General features: G+C 62.9%; 21 protein-coding genes and 1 pseudogene. 16 read left to right on the forward strand and 6 right to left on the reverse strand.

Going from position 1 to position 21,521, the window contains the following annotated elements; all coding sequences use genetic code 11:
• Positions 1-5: 5 nt before the first annotated feature.
• Positions 6-1,538 carry an efflux transporter outer membrane subunit gene (locus WN982_RS24680; protein ID WP_341318270.1) on the forward strand — a complete coding sequence of 511 codons (1,533 nt, stop codon included), beginning with the start codon at positions 6-8 and terminating at the stop codon, positions 1,536-1,538.
• Positions 1,539-2,774, forward strand: coding sequence for an HlyD family efflux transporter periplasmic adaptor subunit (locus WN982_RS24685; RefSeq protein ID WP_341318271.1), 1,236 nt, complete (start codon positions 1,539-1,541; stop codon positions 2,772-2,774).
• 51 nt (positions 2,775-2,825) lie between these two features.
• Here WN982_RS24685 and WN982_RS24690 read toward each other — a convergent pair whose 3' ends face one another.
• The 3 genes from WN982_RS24690 to WN982_RS24700 form a co-directional block, all read right to left on the reverse strand.
• The gene (locus tag WN982_RS24690; RefSeq protein ID WP_341318272.1) at positions 2,826-3,368 is read right to left on the reverse strand and encodes a hypothetical protein; all 543 of its coding nucleotides are present in this window, start codon (positions 3,366-3,368) and stop codon (positions 2,826-2,828) included.
• Between the two features lie 71 nt (positions 3,369-3,439).
• Positions 3,440-4,087, reverse strand: coding sequence for a response regulator transcription factor (locus WN982_RS24695; RefSeq protein ID WP_341318273.1), 648 nt, complete (start codon positions 4,085-4,087; stop codon positions 3,440-3,442).
• Between the two features lie 2 nt (positions 4,088-4,089).
• Positions 4,090-5,499, reverse strand: a complete 1,410-nt coding sequence (locus tag WN982_RS24700; protein ID WP_341318274.1) for a cache domain-containing protein — start codon at positions 5,497-5,499, stop codon at positions 4,090-4,092.
• Positions 5,500-5,956: 457 nt separating this feature from the next.
• Here WN982_RS24700 and WN982_RS24705 point away from each other — a divergent pair, with 457 nt between their 5' ends.
• Complete coding sequence (locus WN982_RS24705) at positions 5,957-6,154, forward strand: DUF3311 domain-containing protein (RefSeq protein ID WP_310817902.1); 198 nt, start codon at positions 5,957-5,959, stop codon at positions 6,152-6,154.
• Positions 6,151-7,632, forward strand: coding sequence for a sodium:solute symporter (locus WN982_RS24710; RefSeq protein WP_341318275.1), 1,482 nt, complete (start codon positions 6,151-6,153; stop codon positions 7,630-7,632). Before WN982_RS24705 ends, WN982_RS24710 begins: the two co-directional genes overlap by 4 nt.
• 217 nt (positions 7,633-7,849) lie before the next feature.
• Here the strand turns inward: WN982_RS24710 and WN982_RS24715 are convergent, their stop codons facing one another.
• Positions 7,850-9,253 (reverse strand): IS4 family transposase, encoded by a 1,404-nt coding sequence (locus tag WN982_RS24715; protein ID WP_341316138.1) that lies wholly within the window; start codon positions 9,251-9,253, stop codon positions 7,850-7,852.
• 809 nt (positions 9,254-10,062) lie between these two features.
• Between WN982_RS24715 and WN982_RS24720 the strand changes: the two genes are divergently transcribed.
• Positions 10,063-11,475, forward strand: coding sequence for a DUF2252 domain-containing protein (locus WN982_RS24720; RefSeq protein WP_341318276.1), 1,413 nt, complete (start codon positions 10,063-10,065; stop codon positions 11,473-11,475).
• Between the two features lie 55 nt (positions 11,476-11,530).
• Here WN982_RS24720 and WN982_RS24725 read toward each other — a convergent pair whose 3' ends face one another.
• On the reverse strand, positions 11,531-12,397 hold the full coding sequence (locus tag WN982_RS24725; RefSeq protein ID WP_341318277.1) for a polysaccharide deacetylase family protein: 867 nt from the start codon (positions 12,395-12,397) through the stop codon (positions 11,531-11,533).
• A gap of 126 nt (positions 12,398-12,523) precedes the next feature.
• Here WN982_RS24725 and WN982_RS24730 point away from each other — a divergent pair.
• The 8 genes and pseudogenes from WN982_RS24730 to WN982_RS24765 form a co-directional block, all read left to right on the forward strand.
• Positions 12,524-12,730: pseudogene (locus WN982_RS24730) on the forward strand (amino acid ABC transporter substrate-binding protein); the annotation flags it as partial.
• An 88-nt stretch (positions 12,731-12,818) separates the two neighbouring features.
• Positions 12,819-13,583: an SDR family oxidoreductase gene (locus WN982_RS24735; RefSeq protein WP_341318278.1), complete on the forward strand. Its 765-nt coding sequence runs from the start codon at positions 12,819-12,821 to the stop codon at positions 13,581-13,583.
• Between the two features lie 99 nt (positions 13,584-13,682).
• A complete protein-coding gene (locus WN982_RS24740) occupies positions 13,683-13,886 on the forward strand; it encodes an oxidoreductase-like domain-containing protein (RefSeq protein ID WP_341318279.1) in 204 nt (67 codons plus the stop codon).
• Positions 13,887-13,937: 51 nt separating this feature from the next.
• A complete protein-coding gene (locus tag WN982_RS24745) occupies positions 13,938-14,819 on the forward strand; it encodes an NAD-dependent protein deacetylase (RefSeq protein WP_341318280.1) in 882 nt (293 codons plus the stop codon).
• 113 nt (positions 14,820-14,932) lie between these two features.
• Positions 14,933-15,538 (forward strand): pyridoxamine 5'-phosphate oxidase family protein, encoded by a 606-nt coding sequence (locus WN982_RS24750; protein WP_341318281.1) that lies wholly within the window; start codon positions 14,933-14,935, stop codon positions 15,536-15,538.
• A 14-nt stretch (positions 15,539-15,552) separates the two neighbouring features.
• Entirely contained in the window at positions 15,553-16,194 is a 642-nt protein-coding gene (locus WN982_RS24755; RefSeq protein WP_341318282.1) for a DUF938 domain-containing protein, read from the forward strand.
• Positions 16,195-16,377: 183 nt separating this feature from the next.
• Positions 16,378-17,787, forward strand: a complete 1,410-nt coding sequence (gene gndA, locus WN982_RS24760) for an NADP-dependent phosphogluconate dehydrogenase (RefSeq protein ID WP_341318283.1) — start codon at positions 16,378-16,380, stop codon at positions 17,785-17,787.
• Positions 17,788-18,048: 261 nt separating this feature from the next.
• Positions 18,049-18,366, forward strand: a complete 318-nt coding sequence (locus WN982_RS24765) for a DUF4148 domain-containing protein (protein ID WP_341318284.1) — start codon at positions 18,049-18,051, stop codon at positions 18,364-18,366.
• Between the two features lie 158 nt (positions 18,367-18,524).
• Here the strand turns inward: WN982_RS24765 and WN982_RS24770 are convergent, their stop codons facing one another.
• Positions 18,525-18,845: a hypothetical protein gene (locus tag WN982_RS24770; protein ID WP_341318285.1), complete on the reverse strand. Its 321-nt coding sequence runs from the start codon at positions 18,843-18,845 to the stop codon at positions 18,525-18,527.
• 250 nt (positions 18,846-19,095) lie between these two features.
• Here WN982_RS24770 and WN982_RS24775 point away from each other — a divergent pair, with 250 nt between their 5' ends.
• From WN982_RS24775 to ltaE, 3 genes are all read left to right on the forward strand, one after another.
• A complete protein-coding gene (locus WN982_RS24775) occupies positions 19,096-19,407 on the forward strand; it encodes a cupin (RefSeq protein WP_341318286.1) in 312 nt (103 codons plus the stop codon).
• Positions 19,408-19,537: 130 nt separating this feature from the next.
• Positions 19,538-20,281 carry a peptidoglycan DD-metalloendopeptidase family protein gene (locus WN982_RS24780; protein WP_341318287.1) on the forward strand — a complete coding sequence of 248 codons (744 nt, stop codon included), beginning with the start codon at positions 19,538-19,540 and terminating at the stop codon, positions 20,279-20,281.
• 182 nt (positions 20,282-20,463) lie between these two features.
• Positions 20,464-21,471, forward strand: a complete 1,008-nt coding sequence (gene ltaE, locus WN982_RS24785) for a low-specificity L-threonine aldolase (RefSeq protein WP_341318288.1) — start codon at positions 20,464-20,466, stop codon at positions 21,469-21,471.
• The last annotated feature ends 50 nt before the right edge of the window (positions 21,472-21,521 follow it).

Genomic DNA, 21,521 nt, shown 5'->3' on the forward strand with positions numbered 1-21,521 from the left:
GGCGTATGCGATTCATCACGCGACGCACCTGGCCGTTGCTGCTGATTGCAGCGGCGTTGACCGGCTGCGTCAGCGATGTCGGTCTGCACGCGAACGTCCAACCGATCAAGCCGCTCGCCGATGCGCTCTCGCAAACCATCGGGCCAGGTGCGAACGGCGCGTGGCCCGCGCCCGACTGGGTCAAGCGCTATCGCGATCCGCAACTGGACGAACTGGTCGCCGAGGCGTTGCAGAACAATCCCGACTTGCAGATCGCCAGGGCGAGAGTAGGCGCGGCCCAGGCGCAACTCGAACAGTTCGCGTCGCTGACCGGTCTCACCGGTACGGCGGCGGCGACCGTCAGCAAGACCCGCTTGCCGCAGCCCGCCGATGTCGCCAACGTGTCGGTGGGCGGCCAGCAGATTCCAGTGCAGTTGTTCAACGATCCAGTGGTGTCGCCGGCCGCATTGTTTGCGGGTTTGAGCTACCAGCTCGACCTGTGGGGCAAAAACGCCGCGCTGACGCGCGGCCTGCTGTCCACGCGCGACGCGACACGGATCGATGCGGAGCAGGCGCGGCTCACGTTGACGGTCGCGCTGGTGACGCTTTACTGCGAGCTCGACCGTGCCTTTGCGATGCAGGACATTCTGCGGCAGAAGCAGCAGGCCGCGGACATGGTGGATGCCGTGCTGCGTGAGCGCGGCGCGCGCGGCCTCGACAACGCCTACGACGCGGCCGACGCCACGCTCAAGCAAAGCCGACTGGCATCGCAGCAGGCGCTCAACGACGAGCGCATCAAGCTGACCGAACTGCAACTCGGCGTGCTGACAGGACGTGGACCGGAGCGCGGGTTGTCGCTTCGTCGTCCGCAGCTTGCCGCGGCGGCGGACGCGCCGATGCCCGCGCAACTGCCGGTCGACCTGCTGGGCCGCCGCCCGGACATCGTGGCGGCGCGCTTGCGGGCCGAAGCGGCGCTCGCCAACATCGACGCGACGCGTGCGCAGTTCTATCCGGACGTGAATCTGGTGGCCTTTGCGGGCCTGACCGCATTGACGCCCGCCGCGCTGTTCTCGCGCGCCGCGATGACCGGCTCGATCGGACCGGCGATCTCGTTGCCGGTGTTCGACCGGGCCCGCTTGCGCGCGCAGCTGGGCGGCGATTACGCCAACGTCGACGCGGCGGTGAGCCTGTACAACAAGACGATCGACGAAGCGCTCGGCGAGGTCGCGCGTCAGCTCACCTCGTTGCGCACGGTCGATACGCTCGCCGTCGAGCAGACTCGCGCGGTGCAGGCGGCTTCACGCATTGTCGCGATTGCTGAAGAGCGCCATCGGCGTGGCATCGGCATGCAGAAGGACGTGACGCTCGCCGATTTGTCGTTGCTCGATGAACGCGCGCAACAAGTCGATTTGCAGGGCCGCCGCCGGATGTTGCAGGTCGCGCTGGTCGGCGCGCTGGGCGGCGGCTTCGACGAGCGCAAGGTGGCCGGCGCGCCGATCTCTCATTATCAGACCGCTTTTCCCTCTCACGCACGCATCACGGACACGCACTTCGATTGAATGCACAACGATAAACAGGCACAGCATGCCGCCGGCTGGACGCAAGAACAGGCCAGCGCGGCGAGCGTAGCGGGCGGCGCGCACGACCTTAATGACCTTAAGCGGGTGACGCGCCGGCGCCGTTTCGCGCTCTTCTTCGGCGTGGTCGCGCTTGCCGGCGTGACGTGGCGGGCGTACTGGAGCCTGAGCGCGCGCTTCTACGAGGAGACCGACGACGCGTACGTCGCGGGAAATATCGTGCAGATCGCCGCGCAGATTCCCGGCACCGTCACCGATATTCTGGTGGACAACACGCGGCAGGTGCGCGCGGGCCAACCGCTCGTCAAACTCGATGACGCCGAGGCTGCCGCCGCGTTCGCGCAGGCGAGGGCGCAACTGACGCTGGCCGTGCGCCAGGTCGCGAACGCGACGATCTCGCGCAAGCTCTACGTGCAATCGATCGACGCGCGCCGCGCGGAACTCGCGCTCGCGCAGCGCGCGCTGGCGGCGCGCGACCATGCGCCGGTGGAAGTCGTGTCGCCGGAAGAATTGGCGCGCGCCCGTGAAGCGGTGGCGGTAGCACAGGCGAACCTCGCCTCGGCGCAGGTCCAGCTCGACGCCGCGCGCGCGCTCGGCGGCAAGTTCCCAATCGAGGCCAGTCCTCCGGTGCTGCAAGCTGCCGCGCAACTGCGGCTTGCTTATCGAAATCTGCAGCGTACGACCATTGTTTCTCCCGTCGACGGCACGGTCGGGCAACGGTCGGTGCAGATCGGTCAGCAGGTCGGCCCGGGGCTCGCGCTGATGTCGATCATTCCGCTCGAACGTCTGTGGGTCGAAGCCAACTTCAAGGAAGGGCAGATTCGCAGCATGCGCGTGGGGCAGCCGGTGCGCATCGTGTCGGACGTGTACGGCTCGCAGGTGGCGTATCGCGGCCGCGTCGAGGGATTCTCGGCGGGCACCGGCAGTGCGTTTTCGATGCTGCCGTCGCAGAACGCGGCCGGTAACTGGATCAAGGTCGTGCAGCGCGTGCCGATCGTGATTTCGCTCGACCCCGCCGAACTCGCCGCACATCCGCTGCGGCTCGGCCTGTCGATGCAGGTGTCTGTCGATACGCACGTGCGCAGCGGTCATCTGATCGGCAACGAGACGTTGGCAGCCGCGCAAAGTACTCGCGTGCACGACAATGTCTCGCGCGATGCCGATGTGTTGATTGCCAGGATCATCCGGGAAAACGGTGACCGTGGCGGTGACAATTAAAAGTTTGCGCCGCCTGGAGAGGTGCTGATTCCCCAGCAGTCGTTGCCGGCATTAATTGCCGGGATCGATCACCGGTTTGTTCGGATCCGCCAGGGTTTTATAGGGTAATTGCGCTGCATGCGGGTTGTTCGTCGTGTCGTCGATGACGCGCTCGACGTCCGCGGTTTTTGCGAGTTCGGCCAGGAAGGTTTTCTTGTCGAATCCGGGTGCAACGCAACCCTGCACGTAGATGAAGCGACGTTGCAGCATGAGCCACAGCGTCGACTGTTCGCGCCAATGAGTCGCGAAGTTGATGTTGGCGAGACGCCGCTGGACTGCCTCGGCGATTTCGACGTCGTAGAGGTACGCGTTCGATAAACGGCAACGGCCTTCCACCCAGCAGCTGTTGCCGCGCTCGATCCGGTAATGACTGTCGTCCAACCATTCCTGTTCGGTTTCGAGCGGACCCAAAGGCACCGGGCATCCGCTGATCGCTTTGGAAATCTGGAAGAAAGGATCGTGGCCGCGGTTGACGCGTTCATCTTCGGCGTGGGCCTGGCAAGTGAGCACGCCGATCAGCAGACTTGCCAGAGTGCGACGGATCGGATGTTTCATTCTTTCGTCTCCGGTTCCTGGGCGCGCTTGCTCCACGGGCGAAAGCGGTGCAGCCGCCTTCGATCATGACCTTACCGGCCCTTGCGTCGATTCTCGACGGCGAACTTGATCAACTCGGCCTGGCCTTCGATATCGAGCTTGCGCTTCAGATTCAGCCGGTGTGTCTCCACGGTGCGCACGGACAGGTCGTTGCGTTGAGCGATCTGTTTGCTCGATAGGCCTTCCGCGAGTGCATCGAGGATATCGCGTTCGCGTGGGGTGAGCCGTTCAATCGGCGATTGCGTCGCCGACGCCTGAATCAGGCGCGCGCCCAGCCCCGCGCTGAAAAACGTCTTGCCTTCGAGCACCGCGCCGATCGCCTGGATGATCTCGGTTGCGGGCGAGTCCTTCAGCACGTAGCCGCTGGCGCCCGCGCGTACCGCCTGGGTCACGTATTCGAGATTGTCGTGCATCGACAGCATCAGCACGCGAATCGCAGGGAAGCGCTCATGAAACATGCCGGCTAGCGCGATGCCGTTCATGCCGTTCATCCCGACATCCATCAGCACCAGATGAGGTTCGTGGCTAGCCGCGAGCACGAGCGCTTCCTGCGCATTGCCCGCTTCGCCGACGATCTCGATGTTGCGCACCGCTTCGAGCCGGGCCCGCAAGCCGTCGCGCACGAGCGGATGATCGTCGATCAAAACCAGACGTGCGATGGCGGATGAGGTGTCGTTCATATTCAGTTTTCCTGCAAGGCCGGCAAATGAGGCGCGTGTGTTCCCAACGGCACGCGCGCGGTCACGATCGTATGGCCGGTTTGCGAGCTGAGCGACAGCTTGCCGCCCAGCGCGTCTAGCCGCTCGCGCATGTTGCGCAGTCCGACACCGGCGCGTGGACCGACGAACGCATGCGCCACGTCGAAACCGCGCCCGTTGTCGGAGATCGATAGCGTGACGGCATCGTTCGATACTTCGAGCGACAGCGCCGCGCTCGATGCTTGTGCGTGCCGCACGATATTTGTCAGCGCTTCCTGCGCAATGCGGAACAGCGCGGTGTTGACCGCTTCCGGCAAAGCCGCGGCGTTCGTGTGCATGATCTGCGTGAAGCCGATCGCGATACCCGACTCGTCGCTCAATTCTCGCGTGAGTTGTTCCAGCGCGGCTGCTACGCCGAGGTCGTCGAGCATCGACGGACGCAGCGCGTGGGAAATGCGGCGTACTTCGCGCAGCGTGTCGCCGAGCCGCGCGAGACTGGTCGAGAGCGCGGCTTCCGCCGCGGGCACGCGCGTCTCGCTGCGTTCGAAGCGCGCCAGCGCCGATTCGAGCAGCAGCTTGGCCGACACCATCATCTGACTGATACCGTCGTGCAGTTCGCGCGAGAGCCGCGCGCGTTCGTGTTCCTGCGACTCGACCACCTGCTGCGCGAGCCGTTTCAATTTCGCGTCGGCGCTGCGGTATTCGGTGACGTTGAGCACCAGCGCACACAACGCGATCACGGCGAGTCCGGCCAGTGCGATCGCGTCGATCCACTTCATCGTGCGATCGATGTTCGCCGCCGCGCCCTGGTCGATGTGCGCGAGCGTCGTATCCACGTCGTCCAGATAGATGCCGGTGCCGATCATCCAGCCCCATCGTTCGAGCGGCACCACATAGCCGAGTTTCGAGGCGAGCTTGCCCGTCGACGGACGATGCCAGACGTAACGCACATAGCCGCCGCCGCGCGAGGCGGCGGCGAGCAGTTGTTGAATCGTCGGCGCGCCTTGCGGATCGCGCAGCGCCCACAGATCGCGTCCGACCAGATCCGGCTCACGCGGATGCATCAGCGAACGGCCATGCATGTCGTAGACGAAGAAGTAGCCGTCCTGGCCGAAATCCATTTTCTCCAGGATGTCGAGCGCGCGGGTGCGCAGCATTGCATCGTCGCGCGCATTGTCGCGTCCAGCGTTGTAGAGCGGCGCGATCGCTGTGGTCGCGAGCTCGACGTAGTGCTTGAGTTCGATTTCCTTGCTGGCCATGTACGCAGCCTGCGTCGTGGCGTGCTGAGTTTCGGCGAGCGCCGTGGCTTCGTGGCGCACGCCGATTTCGATGCTCGCGATGGCGGCCAGAAAGGGCACGATAGCCAGCAGGAAGATCTTCGCTTTGAGTTTCATCGTTGAAAAGACGGCCGTCGGGCTACGTAGTATTGCGTAGCCGCCTTACGTAGTTGCGCGCTTGTGAGGACGCTCATGAAGGCGAATACTACATCCCCACGGCGTGCCGCGCCTTGCGGACGGGCGCGTCTTCTGGCGCACTGTCGCGGATCCGGGCCGGCCCGGCATATTTATAAAATCAGCAGGAGACACATGAACCTCGTTTCAAGCTCAGTCCGTGCACCGTCGCAAGGGGACGGCGTTCGCCGTCGCTACGCCGGTGGCCATGACCTGCGGTGTTTTTCCGCATTCGTCTGAATGTTCGATCGACGAATTGGATAAGCCGTCGCGCCAATCCATTCTCGCTTGGGCAACAAGCAAACTCCGGTTTTTGCGCCTGATAGCAGGTAACCGGTTGTCCGCGTGCCGGACCACAAGTCATGTCACGCGGTTTCGATAATAGACTTAGGAGAAGTTCGTGGAGACCTCCCAACCGGCCGGCCGTTCATGGCTATGGCTTATCTTGCTGATTCCGTACATCGCACTGTTGTGGCTGCCGTTCTATAACGACACGCGTCCCTCGTTTGCCGGCTTTCCGTTCTTCTACTGGTATCAGTTCTTGTGGGTGCCGTTGACCTCGCTACTGATTTACGCCGTGTATCGAGGTGTCAAATGAGCGATCTGAATCCTGTGAATCCGGTTGCGATGACCGTCTTTATCGCGTTCTTTGTTCTCGTCACCGTGATCGGTTTTTTTGCCGCGCGCTGGAAGCGGGGCGACCTCACGCAGTTGCATGAATGGGGACTTGGCGGCCGCCAGTTCGGCACGGTGATTTCGTGGTTCCTCGTGGGCGGCGACTTCTATACCGCCTATACCGTGATCGCGGTGCCCGCGCTGGTGTACTCGGTGGGTGCGTATGGTTTCTTCGCATTGCCGTACACGATCATCGTCTACCCGTTCGTGTTCGCGGTGATGCCGAGGCTGTGGAAAGTCGCGAAGGAGAAGGACCACATCACGGCAGCCGACTACGTGCAGGGCGAATATGGCGGCAAGTGGTTTCCGGCTGCGGTTGCGCTGACCGGCATTGTCGCGACGATGCCGTATATCGCGCTGCAACTGGTGGGCATGCAGGTCGTGATCAAGGGCTTGGGCGTGAGTGGCGAAATGCCGTTGATCGTCGCCTTCGTGATTCTTGCGTTGTACACGTACGCCAGCGGCTTGCGGGCGCCGGCGATGATCGCGTTCGTGAAGGACATCATGATCTACATCGTCGTGATCGCGGCGGTGTGGCTGATTCCGTCGAAGCTCGGCGGTTACGCGCATGTGTTCGATGCGGCCGATACGTATTTCAAGGCCAAGGGTGGCGCGACGGGCATCATCCTGAAGCCGGCGCAATTTACCGCGTATGCATCGCTTGCCTTGGGTTCGGCGCTGGCCGCGTTTATGTATCCGCACACGATGACGGCGGTGTTGTCGTCCTCGTCCGTGAGCACGGTGCGTAAGAATGCGATTTTCTTGCCGGCTTATACGTTGTTGCTGGGGCTGATTGCGTTGCTTGGGTATATGGCGATTGCGGCCGGCGTGCATGTGAAGTCGGCGTCCGACATGGTGCCCGCGCTGTTCAACACGCTGTTTCCTTCGTGGTTCGTCGGCTTTGCAGCCGCGGCGATCGCGATTAGCGCGTTGGTGCCCGCCGCGATCATGTCGATTGGGGCGGCCAATCTGTTTACGCGGAATTTGTGGCGTCCTCTCGTCTCGCCGGATATCACGCCTGCGGCGGAAGCTTCTACTGCGAAGATTGTTTCTCTGGTCGTCAAGTTTGGCGCGCTGTTGTTTATTGTGTTTTTGCCGACGCAGTATGCGATTGATTTGCAGTTGCTGGGTGGGGTTTGGATTTTGCAGATCTTTCCGGCTATTGTTTTTTCTCTTTATACGCGGCGGTTGAACACGCCGGGGTTGTTCATGGGGTGGCTTGTTGGGATTGTCATTGGGACTGGGATGGCCGTTTCGCAAGGGCTCAAGCCGGTGTTTGCCATGCATTTTGGCGACGCTGTCTATCCGGTTTATATCGGGTTGATTGCTCTTGTGGGTAATGTTGTTGTTAGTTTTGTTGTTTCGGTTTTGTCTCCTCGGAGAGTTGTTGTGGTTGTTTGAGGTTTTTTTGCCTGGCCGGCGTCTTGGGTGGTGTGCCTACGGCGTTGGCCTTTCCTTGATTTGTTAGTGGTCTATTAGCGTCGCCCCTGTGCGGGGCAGGCACTTACTTTCTTTGCCGCCGCAAAGAAAGTAAGCAAAGAAAGCGGCTTCACCCCGCTAATTCTTAAGCGGGCCCCCTGGCTTGGAGCTCAGGATTACCCACATCTCGTGATGTGAATCACCCGTCCTGGCTAAAGATCCGGTACATCTCGGTGATTTCGTGAAGGACCAGGAACCCTCGCCACATGACGGTGGGCCCGGGCGGGTGATCATGCTTACGGTTCAGATAACCGCCGAGTTTGGCGATCCACAGTACGACTTCGCCTAGCGAAGGCGTTGCCACCGGTGGTTTTGAGGTGCGGTTGGCGCGGCAGTAAAGCGCGCGCCATTCGTCGGGCTGAAGTAGCACTTCACACGACAGATCCGGGTCGGCCCGACCCAGCAGCGTGGCGTACATGATTCGCCAGCTGATCACTGCAAATAGCGCGGTCGCGCGGACGAACCGTTCAAGATTGCCGAACTGGCGCGCCTCGATCCGACAGCCGCTTTTGAGCACACGATGCCACGATTCGATCGTCCAGCGACGTGCATACCATTCGAGTCGTTCAAGTGCATCGCTCAGCGTGAGCGTGGGCACAGAGCTGAGCAGCATCCACTCGAGCGGCTCGACGCCCGCTGGCGGATCGGTTTCAAGTGCGTGGATTGCAAACACATCCACCGGGGTGAGCCGGGCGCGCCCGGTGCCTTTGGTCGACGGTCTGGGTGGTGCAATCAGGCTGACCTGCGTGCAACGCAGCGTCAGACGCGCAGTGCGCCGGGCCATGTTGCGGTGTGCCGGCAACTCCAGTTCGATCTCGCCTGATGGGGCGCTCGCCGTCACCGTGTCCCAGAGATAACGCTCGGGGTGCGCCGTCCGACGGTCCCATGCCGCACGAATGAGCCAGTCTACGCCAGCAGGCCGCTCGGCCACGAACACTTCATAGACGTCGCTTTCGCGGTCGCCCACGCCCACCATGCGCGTATCGGGACATCGGGTCTTAAGGGCTGCCAGATGGTTCAGACCCTCAACCCATTTAACGCTTTCCTTGTCATTGAAGTCGCGCTTTGAGCGTTGACGCCTGCGGCCCAGATCTGCGTCATCGCGCACCCACGTCTTCATGCCCAGCACGCCGAGCGGCAGGCCTTCCGGTGTCACGGCCAGCAGGCTGTGCAGCATGAAGCCGCGCGACTGGTTGCCCGTGCCGTAGCCCAGGCCTTCGGTCGCGCCCAGATGCGTCAGGTTGAATTCGGTTGTGTCCTGCACCGCGAGCACGACTGGCACCTGGGTCATGCGCTTGAGCGTCTGGTCTACGTGAGGTGCAAGCACACCGTCCGTATCGACCTGGTCGTTATCGAAGAAGCGATAGGCCGCCTTGAGTTCGGCGGCATCCATGGAGCGTGGAAACGAGCAGTCCGGTGTGCTGGCAAGCCGGCGTGCCAGTGCAACGAGCCGATTCGTCAAACGGGCATCGCCCAGATTTGCCGCACCGAATTCGATGTCGGCCCAGTCGTCCTGGTCATCCTGATTCTCGGTCGAAGGCAATTGCGTCTGGTTCCTGTGGCGGTGCCTCAAGTTAACACCACCTCAAGCTGTTTACAAGCGCTATCCCGGCACAGATGTGGGTAATCCTGAGGGCTTGGAGGAGGCAGTGGAGCATCTGGAATCTGTGTCATCGCGCATTCCGCGCTGGTGACAAGGCAGTCATCCTTCCCGCCTCGCACTGCGTGCTCGCCGGAACGGTCCGCAAGGGAAACCCGCGGCTTCGTTTGTGCGTGGTGAGGGCCATCGGCTGCGCTTCGGTGAGGCGCTGCTCTATGCAGGCGCGAACTACCACCCAGAGCGAAATGCCAACACCACGGTTAGCGTTGGCAATGCAACAGCAGACCAACGCGCCGGACGAAACGTGAGCACCAAAAGCAGGAGGTGGTTTGATGAAGTACCGCTACGGCGCGCGCAGCGCCGCCGGAAGTATGACTGCCTTGTCACTCACGCCGAATGTGCGAGAACACAGATTCCAGATGCTCCACTACCTCCTCCAAGCCAGGGGACCCGCTTAAGAATTAGCGGTGTGAAGCCGCTTTCTTTGCTTACTTTCTTTGCGGCGGCAAAGAAAGTAAGTGCCCGCCCCGCACAGGGGCGAAGCTAATAGACCACTAACAAATCAAGAAAAGGCCAACGCCGCAGGCGTACAACCCAAAGCGCCGAGCAGGCAAACAGCACAGGGGGAACGCTAAAAAACCGATACCATTAGGATCGCGCCCCAGAATAGCGAAAAAAAGCAAAGGCGAGCTTAGCTGCAAGCAGTCTTCGAAAACCGATCGTAAAGATCCACAAAAAAACCGGAGAAGAGCATGAAAGCCAGCACCATCGCCGAACGGGAAGCTCTTGGCCGTGCCGCCCGCGAGCACTCGAAGCGTTCGAGCCACCGCACGGTAGGTGAGCTGAAGCGCAACCCGATCGAACTGCTCAAGCAAAGCAACGAGGGCCGTGTCGAAAACCTCGTGCCGTTGCGCTATGGGCGCATGGCCGTCTCGCCGTTCACCTTCTTTCGCGGCACCGCGATTCTGCAAGCCAACGATTTGAGCCAGATTTCCGACACGGGCCTCACCATGCCGATCTGCGGCGACGGCCATCTGATGAATTTCGGCGGTTTCGCCACGCCTGAGCGACAGCTCGTATTCGATTTGAATGACTTCGACGAAGTGGCGGTCGGTCCTTTCGAGTGGGACCTGAAACGCCTGACCGCGAGCCTCGTGGTCGCCGCGCGGCACATGGGTTTGAGTCGCGGCGCGGCTGAGAATCTGGTGATGACGGCCGTCACCGAATATCGCGATCGCATAGCGCAATATGCGCAATGCGGTGCGCTCGAACTCTGGTACGACCGCATCACCTTCGACCGGATGGCGGAAACCGCGCTGACCCCGGAGCGCCGCCGCACCGTGCGGCGCGGCATGGAAAAGGCAGCGAACCGCACTCACGAAAGCTCGCTGGAGAAAATGGCCGAGCACAACGGCGACCACTGGACGATCCGCGATGCACCGCCGGTGCTGTTCCACGTGCTGGGCGCGAACGCGCTATTCACGACGGAAGAGACCGAAGCGTACAAGGGCGCCAACTGGCGCAAGATGCTCGAACGCATGTGGGGCGACTATCTGAAGACGATGTCGCACGACCGGCGTGAGTTGCTGAGTCATTTCACCGTGCAGGATATCGTGTTCAAGGTGGCGGGCGTCGGCAGCGTGGGCACGCGCTGTATGGTGGTGCTGAGCGTCGATCACATGGACAAGCCGCTGTTCCTGCAAATCAAGGAAGCGCGGCCATCGGTGATCGCGCAGCACTACAAGTCGCCGGCCATCAAGCACGAAGGCGAACGCGTCGTGCAAGGGCAACGTATGTTGCAGGCCGCGAGCGACATCTTCCTCGGCTGGGCGAGCGGGCCGATGGGGCGGGATTTTTATTTCCGGCAACTGCGCGACATGAAACTGTCGGCGAACATCGAGTTATTCGACGCTGACCTGCTGGAAGGCTATGCACGGCTGTGCGGCTGGATCATGGCGCGCGCGCATGCGAAGGCGAGCGGCAAGGCCATCGAAGTCAGCTCGTACATTGGCCGCGGCGATCAGTTCGCGGAAGCGCTCGCCGGCTATGCCGCCTCCTATGCAGACCAGGTGGAGAGCGATTACGAAGTGTTCATGAAAGCCTGTCGCAGCGGTGTATTGCAGGCTCGCACCGAGGAAGATATGGCGGCGGATTTTCGCGTGTAGCAGTGGTTTTTGCGCGGCTCGCAGCGTGCCGGGAGGCGAGCCGCAGCCGCTGTGTTCAGGCGTCGATACGCGCTTCTCGCAGCGTGACGAAGCGCAATTTCTGGCGGCGCACCGCGTCGATCACACGCGGCAGAACCGCGAGTATCACCGGTTTGCCCTCGACGGTGAGGGCGGCATTGCCGTCGTGCAGCAGCAGGATATCGCGCGCGGCGAGGCCGTCGAGCAACCGCGCGGCGACGACTTGCGGATCGCGCTCGCGGGTATCGAAGCCGCGCCGCGTCCATGCCGCGAGCCGCAAATCGAGCTTCTGCAACACGGGTTCGAGAAAGAGGTTGCGCAGACCCGCCGGCGCGCGGAAGAACAAGGGCCGCTCGCCGCCCAGTTCTTCGAAGGTGCGCTGCGCGGCGTCGATCTCACGCGTGAGCGCGCCCGGAAACGTCACCGAAAAGGTGTGCACGTGAACCTGCGAATGGTTTTCAAGCGCATGGCCGCGTGCGACGATCTCGCGTGCCAGCGCCGGATAGCGCTGCGCCTTCGCGCCGATGCAGAAGAACGTGGCGCGCACGCCGTAGGCGTCGAGCAGATCGAGTACCTGCGGCGTGACCTCTGGGTCGGGGCCGTCGTCGATGGTCAGCGCGATGGCGTCGGCATTGTGCGCGCCGGCGGGCAGCCGCGTCCAGTTCGGGCCCAGCAGCGAGGTGCGCGGCAACAGGCCCGCCACCGTGAAAATGGCGTGATTCGCAAAGATCGCGGCGAGCCACCACGGCCACGCGGACGGCGCGAGCAGCCAGCCGGCCAGTACGGCGACGTGCCACGCGGCGGTGGCGGTCAGTATTGCGGGATAGCCGGTGCGCGGCCAGCGGCGGCGCGGCGCGGCTTGGGCGCCAGCCGCGTTGCGTGGCGGCGAGGAGAGTTCGGTCATTAGCGGTGCTTCCGGGTGCTTCCAGTTTTCCTTCCTCCGTCCTGGGGAGGAAGGCCTTGCTTCGCGCGCATCGCGCACAACGGCAAACGATACCATTGTTGCGCCGTTCGACGCGGTGCGCATAATGGTTGTATGTTTCGCAAGGAAGATCCGGGCTTCAAAAAACTCGCCGACGGCGTGATCGCGCGGCTGCAAAGCTCGGGTGAGGCGGCCACCATGTATCAGAAGTGGTTCACGCGACCGATTCCGCCGAAGGGCATCAACCTGAACTATCCGCTGTCGGCGGAGATGAAGTCGCCGTTCGCGAACCGGAACGACCGCGCGCTGGATTGATCGATTTCGATCGGTCGCGCGCTTCAGTCCGCGCCGTTGAGTCCGGGATGTTCGCCTGCAGCCAGTCTGCAAAACAAGGAGATGTGCTGTGACAGTAACGGGAATCAAGAAGGTCGCGCTGGTGACGGGTGCGGGCAGCGGCATCGGCCGCGCCTGTGCGCTGAAGCTGCTGGAACACGGCTATAGCGTCGTGCTCGCCGGCCGTCGCCAGGCGGCGCTCGACGACGTCGTCCAGGAAGCGCAGCAGTTGGGCGGCGACGCGCTTGCCGTGGCTTGCGACGTGACGGATGCCGCCAGCGTCGCCGCGCTGTTCGACACGATTCGCGAGCGGCGCGGCCGGCTCGACGTGCTGTTCAACAACGCCGGCCGTAACGGGTCGCCTGTCGATATCGACGAACTCGATATCGACGAATGGCGCTCGGTGGTCGACACTAATCTCACCGGCGTGTTTCTCTGCACGCGCGCCGCGTTCGGTCTGATGAAAACGCAGACGCCGCGCGGCGGGCGCATCATCAACAACGGCTCGATCTCGGCACACGCGCCGCGGCCGAACAGCATCGCCTACACGGCGACCAAGCACGCGATCACCGGTCTCACGAAAGCCGTTTCGCTCGACGGCCGCAAGTACGACATCGTCTGCGGCCAGATCGACATCGGCAATGCCGCAACGGAGATGGCCGAGCGCATGGCGCGGGGCGTGCCTCAGGCGAACGGCGAAATCGCCGTCGAGCCGCTGATGGACGTGCAGTACGTGGCCGACGCGGTGCTGCATATGGCGGACCTGCCGCTGTCGGCGAACGTGCAATTCATGACCATCATGGCGAGCAAAATGCCGTTCGTGGGCCGAGGCTGATCGCTATACAGCTGCAGCGTTGCATGCCAGGCGCCGCCGCACGCGGCGCGGAAGATCAACTTATACTGAACGCTTCCCGTCATCCGGAAGCCATTCGCCGTGCCCCGAGCCACGCCCAAGGACGACCCGAAGCCGGTGCCGCCCGTGCAGCCCGATCTCGACGATTGTTGTCATAGCGGCTGCTTTCCATGTGTCTTCGATCTTTACGACGACGCACTCGATCGCTATCAGGCCGCGCTCGAGCAATGGCAGGCGCGACAGGCGCAACAGGCGCGGCAGAGCAAGCCGCGCACACGCCGCTGAACGGCGCTTACGTTTCACGTCAAGGCCGCAGCCATACCAAACGTCCCCGTCATGACCGACCTTCAGCCCGCTCACATCGAAACCTTCAGCGAATCGCACGTCGACCCGCATACCCTGGATGACCTGCACAGCTTCGTGCAGCGTTATCCGCGTTTGTTCGTGTTGACCGGCGCGGGCATCAGCACCGACTCCGGCATTCCCGGCTATCGCGACGACAACGGCGAATGGAAACGCTCGCCGCCGATCACGTTGCAGGAATTCCTCGGCACCGTGGCGATGCGTCAGCGCTACTGGGCCCGCAGCATGGTCGGCTGGCCGGTGGTCGCCGACGCGCAGCCGAACGCCGCGCATACCGCGCTCGCCCGGCTCGAAGCGGCCGGTCATGTGCCGACGCTGGTCACACAGAACGTCGACGGTTTGCATCAGCGCGCGGGCAGCCGCGAGGTGATCGAATTGCACGGCGGGATCAACGGAGTGACGTGTCTCGACTGCGGGACGCAGCACGCGCGCGCATCGATCCAGCAGACGCTCGAAACCGAGAATCCCGCCTTGCTGAACGTCACCGCCGAAACCGCCGCCGATGGCGACGCGCATCTGGAATGGCACGATCTCGAGGCGTTCCGCATTCCGGCGTGCTCGCACTGCGGCGGCTTGTTGAAGCCGTCGGTGGTGTTCTTCGGCGAAAGCGTGCCGCGCGAGCGCGTCGACGCGGCATCGCATGCGCTCGATGCGGCGGATGCGGTGCTGGTGGTCGGTTCGTCTTTGATGGTCTATTCAGGCTATCGCTTCTGCGTGTGGGCGCAGAAGCAGGGCAAGCCGGTCGTCGCGATCAATCTTGGGCGCACGCGGGCCGATCCGCTGCTGTCGCTGAAAATTGCCGCGCCTTGTGCGGATACGCTGATCGCGTTGGCGGGCCGTTTGGCGCTGGATTGAGCGGGTTTGACCAGGCAGTTCGAACAGCGCCTCGCGCCGCAATCGCCGATAATCACGCTCCCTGCGCCACACTGATCCAACGAAAACAACCGCCACGGTACAAAGGAACGCCGATGTTGACGACGATCGAACAGCTCGAAGCAATCTACGGTCAGCCACACGAGCGCGCGGTGCGCAAAGAGATTCCCTACGTTAACGAAGACTATCGCGCGTTCATCGAAGTCGCACCGTTCGTGGTGCTCGCCACCGCCGGTCCCGATGGCCTCGACTGCTCGCCGCGCGGCGACGCGCCGGGTTTCGTGCGTCTCATCGACGAACGTACGCTCGCGTTGCCGGACCGCATCGGCAACAATCGCATCGACAGTCTGCGCAATATCATCGCCGAGCCGCATCTGGCGCTGTTGTTCATCGTGCCGGGCGTCGGCGAGAGTTTGCGCGTGAACGGCCGCGGCCGCATTTCGAACGATCCGGAATTGCTTGAAAGCTTCGCCGTTGACGGTAAACTGCCGCGCACCGTGCTGTTGATCGACGTCGACGCGGTGTACTTTCATTGCTCGAAGGCGTTGGTGCGCTCGAAACTCTGGGATCCGGCACAACATGTGGAACGCTCACGCTTGCCGAGCGCGGGCGAGATTCATCGGCGCATCAACGGCGCGAGTTTCGACGCCGCTACCTATGACCGTGAACTTGTCGAAAGACTGCGCACGGGTCTGTACTAAAACTGAAGCTGAACATGACTGACTTCCATCCCGCGCTGCGGCAACACTCGCCGTCCGCCGAACGCAATCGCGAACCGATCCTCGCGGTATTGCGCGAGGTGTTGCCGGCCGCCGGCCGCGTGCTGGAAATCGCCAGCGGCACCGGCCAGCACGCAATCTGCTTCGCCGGCGCGTTGCCTGGTCTCGACTGGCAACCGAGCGATCTCGACACCGACGCGCGCGCATCGATTGCCGCGTGGACCGCGCATGCAGGGCTCAAAAACGTGCGCGCGCCGCTCGCGCTCGACGTGCATCAGCCCGATTGGGGCACCGACGCGCTCGGTACGCTCCACGCGGTAGTCTGTATCAACATGATTCACATCTCGCCATGGACCGCGGCGCAAGCGCTGTTTGCCGGCGCGAGCCGCCGGCTCGCCGATGGCGGCGTACTGTATCTGTACGGTCCTTATAAGCGCGGCGGCGCGCATACATCGCCGAGCAACGATGCGTTCGATCAGCAATTGCGCAGCCGCGATCCCGCATGGGGCGTGCGCGATATGGAAGCCGTGGTGGCGTTAGGCGCCTCGGTCGGTTTGCTGTGCGACGAGCCGATCGCAATGCCGGCCAACAATTTCAGCCTGGTATTCAGGAAGCGCGAGGGCGCGGCGCGAGTCTGACAAGCGTTCGGCTGGATGCGAACGATACGGACGCCTGGTGGGCGGCACGCAGTTGAAAGCCCCATTCGCTGCCCGCCACCAAGCGGCAAGCCGGCATTTCTTTTATCCTTTCACCCTCGACGTCCCGCCGACGGTCATTCCGGCGCGACGTCCCGACATTTTTATGGACTCTGGAGAATTCACATGGGCAAACAGGCAATCGGCGTGGTGGGGCTAGCGGTCATGGGCCGCAATCTGGCGCTCAACATCGAGAGCCGCGGCCACGCGGTGTCGGTGTTCAACCGTAGCCGCGAGAAAACCGACGAACTCATCGCCGAATATCCGGACAAGAAGCTGGTGCCGGCATTCACGCTGGAAGAGTTCGTGGAGTCGCTGGAAAAACCGCGCCGCATTCTGCTGATGGTCAAGGCAGGCGAGCCGACCGACGCCACCATCGCGCAGCTCAAGCCTTTGCTGGACAAGGGCGACATCCTGATCGACGGCGGCAATACGCACTTCACCGACACCATCCGCCGCAATCAGGAACTGGCGAAAGCCGGTCTGCACTTCATCGGCACGGGCGTGTCGGGCGGCGAAGAGGGCGCGCTCAAAGGCCCGTCGATCATGCCGGGCGGCCAGCGCGACGCCTATGATCTGGTCGCACCGATCCTCACCGAAATCGCCGCGAAGGCGCCGGATGGCGAGCCGTGCGTTGCCTACATGGGACCGGACGGCGCGGGCCACTTCGTGAAAATGGTGCACAACGGCATCGAATACGGCGACATGCAGCTGATCGCCGAGAGCTATGCGGTGCTCAAGCAGGTGGCGGGTCTGTCGAACGAAGAGCTGGGCAAGGTCTACACGGAATGGAATCAGGGCGAGCTCGACAGCTACCTGATCGAAATCACGTCGAAGATTTTCGGCAAGAAAGACGAGGAAACCGGCAAGGATCTGGTCGACATGATTCTCGATCGCGCCGCACAAAAGGGCACCGGCAAGTGGACCAGCCAGAACGCGCTCGATCTCGGCGCGCCGCTGCCGCTGATTACCGAAGCCGTGTTCGCGCGCGTGCTGTCGTCGTTGAAGACGCAGCGCGTGGCCGCGAGCAAGGTACTCGAAGGGCCGAGGGCGAAGCCGCTCGGCACCGAGCGTGAAGCGTTTATCGAGTCGGTGCGCCGTGCGCTGTACTTCAGCAAGGTGATTTCGTACGCGCAGGGCTTCGCGCAACTGCGGGCGGCATCGGAGGAATATAAGTGGGATCTCGACTTCGGCACGATCGCGAAGATTTTCCGCGCCGGCTGTATCATCCGCGCCCGCTTCCTGCAAAAGATCACGGACGCTTATACGAAAGACAAAGCGATCGCCAATCTGCTGCTCGACCCGTACTTCCGCGACATCGCCGCGAATTACCAGTCGGCGTTGCGCGACGTGGTGGTCGCGGCGATCAATGCGGGCGTGCCGGTGCCGGCGTTTGCTTCGGCCATTGCGTATTTCGACGCTTATCGTTCGGAGCGCCTGCCGGCGAACCTCGTGCAAGCACAGCGCGATTTCTTCGGCGCGCATACGTTCGAGCGCGTCGACAAGCCGGGCAGCTTCCACGCGAACTGGAGCTAAGCGTTTGAACCGCGGCCCGGCGCGCTTGCTATAAGGCGCGGCGGGCTGCGGGGGTGATAGAAGTCGAGGCAGGTAATTATTGCTGAAAGCTATTATTCAGATAGCATGTGGGCATGGCAGGCTACCAACTGTTGCGAAAAGCGAAATAGAGTTTCGTCGTTTTAGGGGTTTCCCCTAGATGCCAGCGCTCCTAAACTTGTTTTTAAGCGCTACGAGACATGGGTCCCGAAGCGAAATCAAAACAAGTTCTGGAGGTTAATCATGAAGACGCTTATTTCCGCAGTTGTCGTTGCCGCCGCTCTGGCTGCTCCTGTTGCTTCGTTTGCCCAATCGAACCAGCCCGTGACGCGCGCTCAAGTTCGCGCTGAACTGGTGCAACTCGAAAAGGCCGGCTACAACCCGGTTGGCGATCACCTCGACTATCCGGCCAACCTTCAGGCCGCACAAGCACGTGTCGACGCACAGAACGGTACCGCTCAAGCCGCGAACAGCGGTTACGGCGCACCGATCGCCGGAAGCTCGCAAGCTGGCCGCCCGATCAGCGGCAACGACCGTCAATCGGTTTACTTCGGCAACTAATTAATTTGCGCCGAAGCTGATGCAGACATCGCCTGGCTAACAGGCGGTGCGCAATAAAAAACGCCGACCGGTTTCCGGACGGCGTTTTGTCGTTTACGGCCCGCCTGAACGCTTTGCTTTGAACTTGGCGCCGGGGTGCGCGGCAGTGCGGATGCGGCCTAATGCAAGGTGCGCTGCCGGCGGCCGATCTCGTCGAACAGCGCGCGGCTCGGTTCGAGCGCGAGCAGCCAGGATTCATCGTAACCGCTCAAATTATCGAGCGCCTCGCGCAGCCGCTCGATCGCCACGGCGGGAATCTCGACGCTAGCCTCGACACCGCTCGACAGGCCCGCGATGCTGGCGAGCTGCACCAGCGCGTCGGCGGCTTCGGCCACGTCCACCGCGAAAACCAGATGAGTGTTCAGCAACTCGACCAACCCGGGCGACGCCGCAACATCGTCGACGTTGAGTTGCACGGCCAGAAAGGTGGCTTTGTTCATCCCCGACTCCTCACAGGACCTGAGCGTTTCGCGTACGGCACATTGCGGCAGCATGACTGAGTATAGGCGAGGCCTCAAAGGATTCAATAAGTCACACGAATAGCGCGGCGCGGGCTTCGGGACGGCCGTGAGACCCGCCGTGAGCCCTATAATGGGGCAGTCGAAACACGCGGCTTCGCTGCCCCGCCTAGCCTGTATGCCGGATGAGTAGGGGGAAGACCGTAACGTGCTCTTCAACCGTCAATTCCCTATGAAGATCATTCGCAGCAAGAGCTTCACCGCGACGCGGCCTTGGGGCGCACTCGATATCGCCAATATGGGCGCCATCACGACGCGCCTGCATTGGACCGATCAGCCGTATGAATGGCACATCAAGTACGGCGAGGAAGTGTTTGCCGTGCTCGATGGCCGCGTCGAGATGCGCTACCGCGAAGCCGGACTCGAACAGTCGACCATTCTGGAAACGGGCGATGTGTTTTACGCGTCGGTCGGCACCGAACATGTTGCGCACCCGATCGGTGCGGCGCGCATTCTGGTGGTCGAGGCGCAAGGCAGCGTCTGAAGTTCGCGGCAGTGCCGGTACGGACGCGCGCGGCGGGCATAATGAGTGTTGCCGCTTCGGTTGAACACTACACTGCGCTTTGCCGCGCACGCTGGCAGATCAATTGAATCAACGTGTCGAGGATCATCACATGACAAGACAATGGCAATTCACGGGGGCGCGGTTTCTGATCGCGGCCACGTTTGGCGTCATGCTCGGCGGCTGTACGACGATGCCGTGGGAGAGCACGCCGTTCTATAGCAGTACGCCGAGCCGGCCGACCACCCTCAGCACGGTCCCCGTGCCGGCAGGTTTCTATCGCGTCAATCCGGGTGACACGCTCGCCGGCATCGCGTCGGCGTTCGGCCGTCGGCCGCAGGACCTCGCTACGTGGAACGGTCTGGCGCCGAACACCGCGGCCGTCAATCCAGGGCAGGTGCTGCGCGTTGCGCCGCCGATGGCCTCCGGCAGTGTGGTGACGCCGCCGGTCAATGTAGCGAACGGGCCCGCCGCCGCTCCGCAGCAGGGCGTGCTGCTGTGGCCGTTGCGCGGGCCGGTGCTCAAAGGCTTCGCGCCGGGCAGGTCGAACGGCATCGTGATCGGCGGGCGCCCCGGCGATCCGGTCAAGGCGGCCGCCACCGGCCGGGTGGTGTACGCGGGCTCCGGTATCGAGGCTTACGGGCCGCTGATCATCATCAAGCACGACGATTCACTGATTACCGCCTACGGGCAAAACAGCACGCTGCTCGTCAAGGAAGGCGACGCCGTCGCGCAAGGCCAGACCATCGGCGAAGTCGGTGTGGATAGCCGGGGTGTGGCGTCGATCCAGTTCGAAGTGCGTCAGAACGGCCAACCGGTCGATCCGCTTGCCTGGTTGCCCAAGTCCGGCGGCTGAGTTCAGTGCACTAGCCGGGAACAAGCGGGGATGGCGCGCGCAGGTTTTTAGCGCGATTCACCGCGCTGCGGTAATTGAAATACACTCTGTGGTTCAACAACCGAAGCCGCACCCGCCAGATGAAGCATCCGAAGCGGCACGCCGGCCGGCCATGACGGGCCGTCAAACAGAGGATTCTCACAATGATCGATTTGCGCAGCGATACCGTAACCCGTCCGACGCCGGCAATGCTCGCCGCCATGTCGGCCGCCGAAGTGGGCGACGACGTCTGGGGCGACGACCCAACCGTACTGCGTCTGCAAGCGAGCGTCGCCGAGCGTACCGGCAAAGAGGCCGGCCTGTTCTTCCCGAGCGGCACGCAAAGCAACCTGGCCGCGCTGATGGCGCACTGCGCACGCGGTGACGAATACATCGTCGGCCAGTTGGCGCATACCTATAAGTACGAAGGCGGCGGCGCCGCGGTGCTCGGCAGCATCCAGCCGCAGCCGCTCGAAAATGCCGCCGACGGTTCGATTCCGCTCGACAAGATCGCCGCCGCGATCAAGCCGATCGACAACCACTTCGCGCGCACGCGGCTGCTTGCGCTGGAAAACACCATCGGCGGCAAGGTGTTGCCGGCGGGTTATGTCGCGGAAGCCGTGCAACTGGCGCGCCAGCACGGGCTCTCCGCTCACCTCGACGGCGCGCGTGTCTACAACGCGGCAGTCGCGTCCGGGCAACCGGTCGCCGCGCTGTGCGGGCCTTTCGATTCGGCATCCATCTGCTTTTCGAAGGGCCTGGGCGCGCCGGTCGGCTCAGTGCTGGTCGGCAGCCGGGCGCTGATCGACGTCGCACATCGCTGGCGCAAGGTGCTGGGCGGCGGCATGCGCCAGGCCGGCGTGCTGGCGGCGGCTTGCCTGTATGCGCTCGATCACAACGTCGAGCGTCTCGCCGACGATCACGCGAACGCCGCGCATCTGGCTTCCGGCCTCGCCGACATCGGGCAGGTCAAGGTGCAGTCCGTGGCGACCAACATGGTGTTCGCGCAGTTTCCGCAGCAGCATTGCGTGCGGCTCGAAGCGTGGCTCAAGGAGCGTGGCATTCTTACGCAGATGCTGTATGCGTCGCGATTCGTCACGCATAAGGACGTGTCGCGTGCCGATATCGATACGTTTATCGCGGCAGTGAAGGGGTATTTCGCCGCGCATTGAGGCACTAGGGCAGCAAAAAGCGGGCGCATTGTCACGGCAGTGCGCCCGCT

Origin of the sequence: Paraburkholderia sp. IMGN_8 (assembly GCF_038050405.1) — a bacterium.
Lineage (GTDB): Bacteria > Pseudomonadota > Gammaproteobacteria > Burkholderiales > Burkholderiaceae > Paraburkholderia.

Bases quoted from the DNA above. Each gene is read 5' to 3' on its own strand.
- WN982_RS24680 (WP_341318270.1), top strand. From the start codon at position 6: ATGCGATTCATCACGCGACGCACCTGGCCGTTGCTGCTGATTGCAGCG.
- WN982_RS24685 (WP_341318271.1), top strand. From the start codon at position 1,539: ATGCACAACGATAAACAGGCACAGCATGCCGCCGGCTGGACGCAAGAA.
- WN982_RS24690 (WP_341318272.1), bottom strand. From the start codon at position 3,368: ATGAAACATCCGATCCGTCGCACTCTGGCAAGTCTGCTGATCGGCGTG.
- WN982_RS24695 (WP_341318273.1), bottom strand. From the start codon at position 4,087: ATGAACGACACCTCATCCGCCATCGCACGTCTGGTTTTGATCGACGAT.
- WN982_RS24700 (WP_341318274.1), bottom strand. From the start codon at position 5,499: ATGAAACTCAAAGCGAAGATCTTCCTGCTGGCTATCGTGCCCTTTCTG.
- WN982_RS24710 (WP_341318275.1), top strand. From the start codon at position 6,151: ATGAGCGATCTGAATCCTGTGAATCCGGTTGCGATGACCGTCTTTATC.
- WN982_RS24720 (WP_341318276.1), top strand. From the start codon at position 10,063: ATGAAAGCCAGCACCATCGCCGAACGGGAAGCTCTTGGCCGTGCCGCC.
- WN982_RS24725 (WP_341318277.1), bottom strand. From the start codon at position 12,397: ATGACCGAACTCTCCTCGCCGCCACGCAACGCGGCTGGCGCCCAAGCC.
- WN982_RS24745 (WP_341318280.1), top strand. From the start codon at position 13,938: ATGACCGACCTTCAGCCCGCTCACATCGAAACCTTCAGCGAATCGCAC.
- WN982_RS24750 (WP_341318281.1), top strand. From the start codon at position 14,933: ATGTTGACGACGATCGAACAGCTCGAAGCAATCTACGGTCAGCCACAC.
- WN982_RS24755 (WP_341318282.1), top strand. From the start codon at position 15,553: ATGACTGACTTCCATCCCGCGCTGCGGCAACACTCGCCGTCCGCCGAA.
- gndA (WP_341318283.1), top strand. From the start codon at position 16,378: ATGGGCAAACAGGCAATCGGCGTGGTGGGGCTAGCGGTCATGGGCCGC.
- WN982_RS24765 (WP_341318284.1), top strand. From the start codon at position 18,049: ATGAAGACGCTTATTTCCGCAGTTGTCGTTGCCGCCGCTCTGGCTGCT.
- WN982_RS24770 (WP_341318285.1), bottom strand. From the start codon at position 18,845: ATGAACAAAGCCACCTTTCTGGCCGTGCAACTCAACGTCGACGATGTT.
- WN982_RS24775 (WP_341318286.1), top strand. From the start codon at position 19,096: ATGAAGATCATTCGCAGCAAGAGCTTCACCGCGACGCGGCCTTGGGGC.
- WN982_RS24780 (WP_341318287.1), top strand. From the start codon at position 19,538: ATGACAAGACAATGGCAATTCACGGGGGCGCGGTTTCTGATCGCGGCC.
- ltaE (WP_341318288.1), top strand. From the start codon at position 20,464: ATGATCGATTTGCGCAGCGATACCGTAACCCGTCCGACGCCGGCAATG.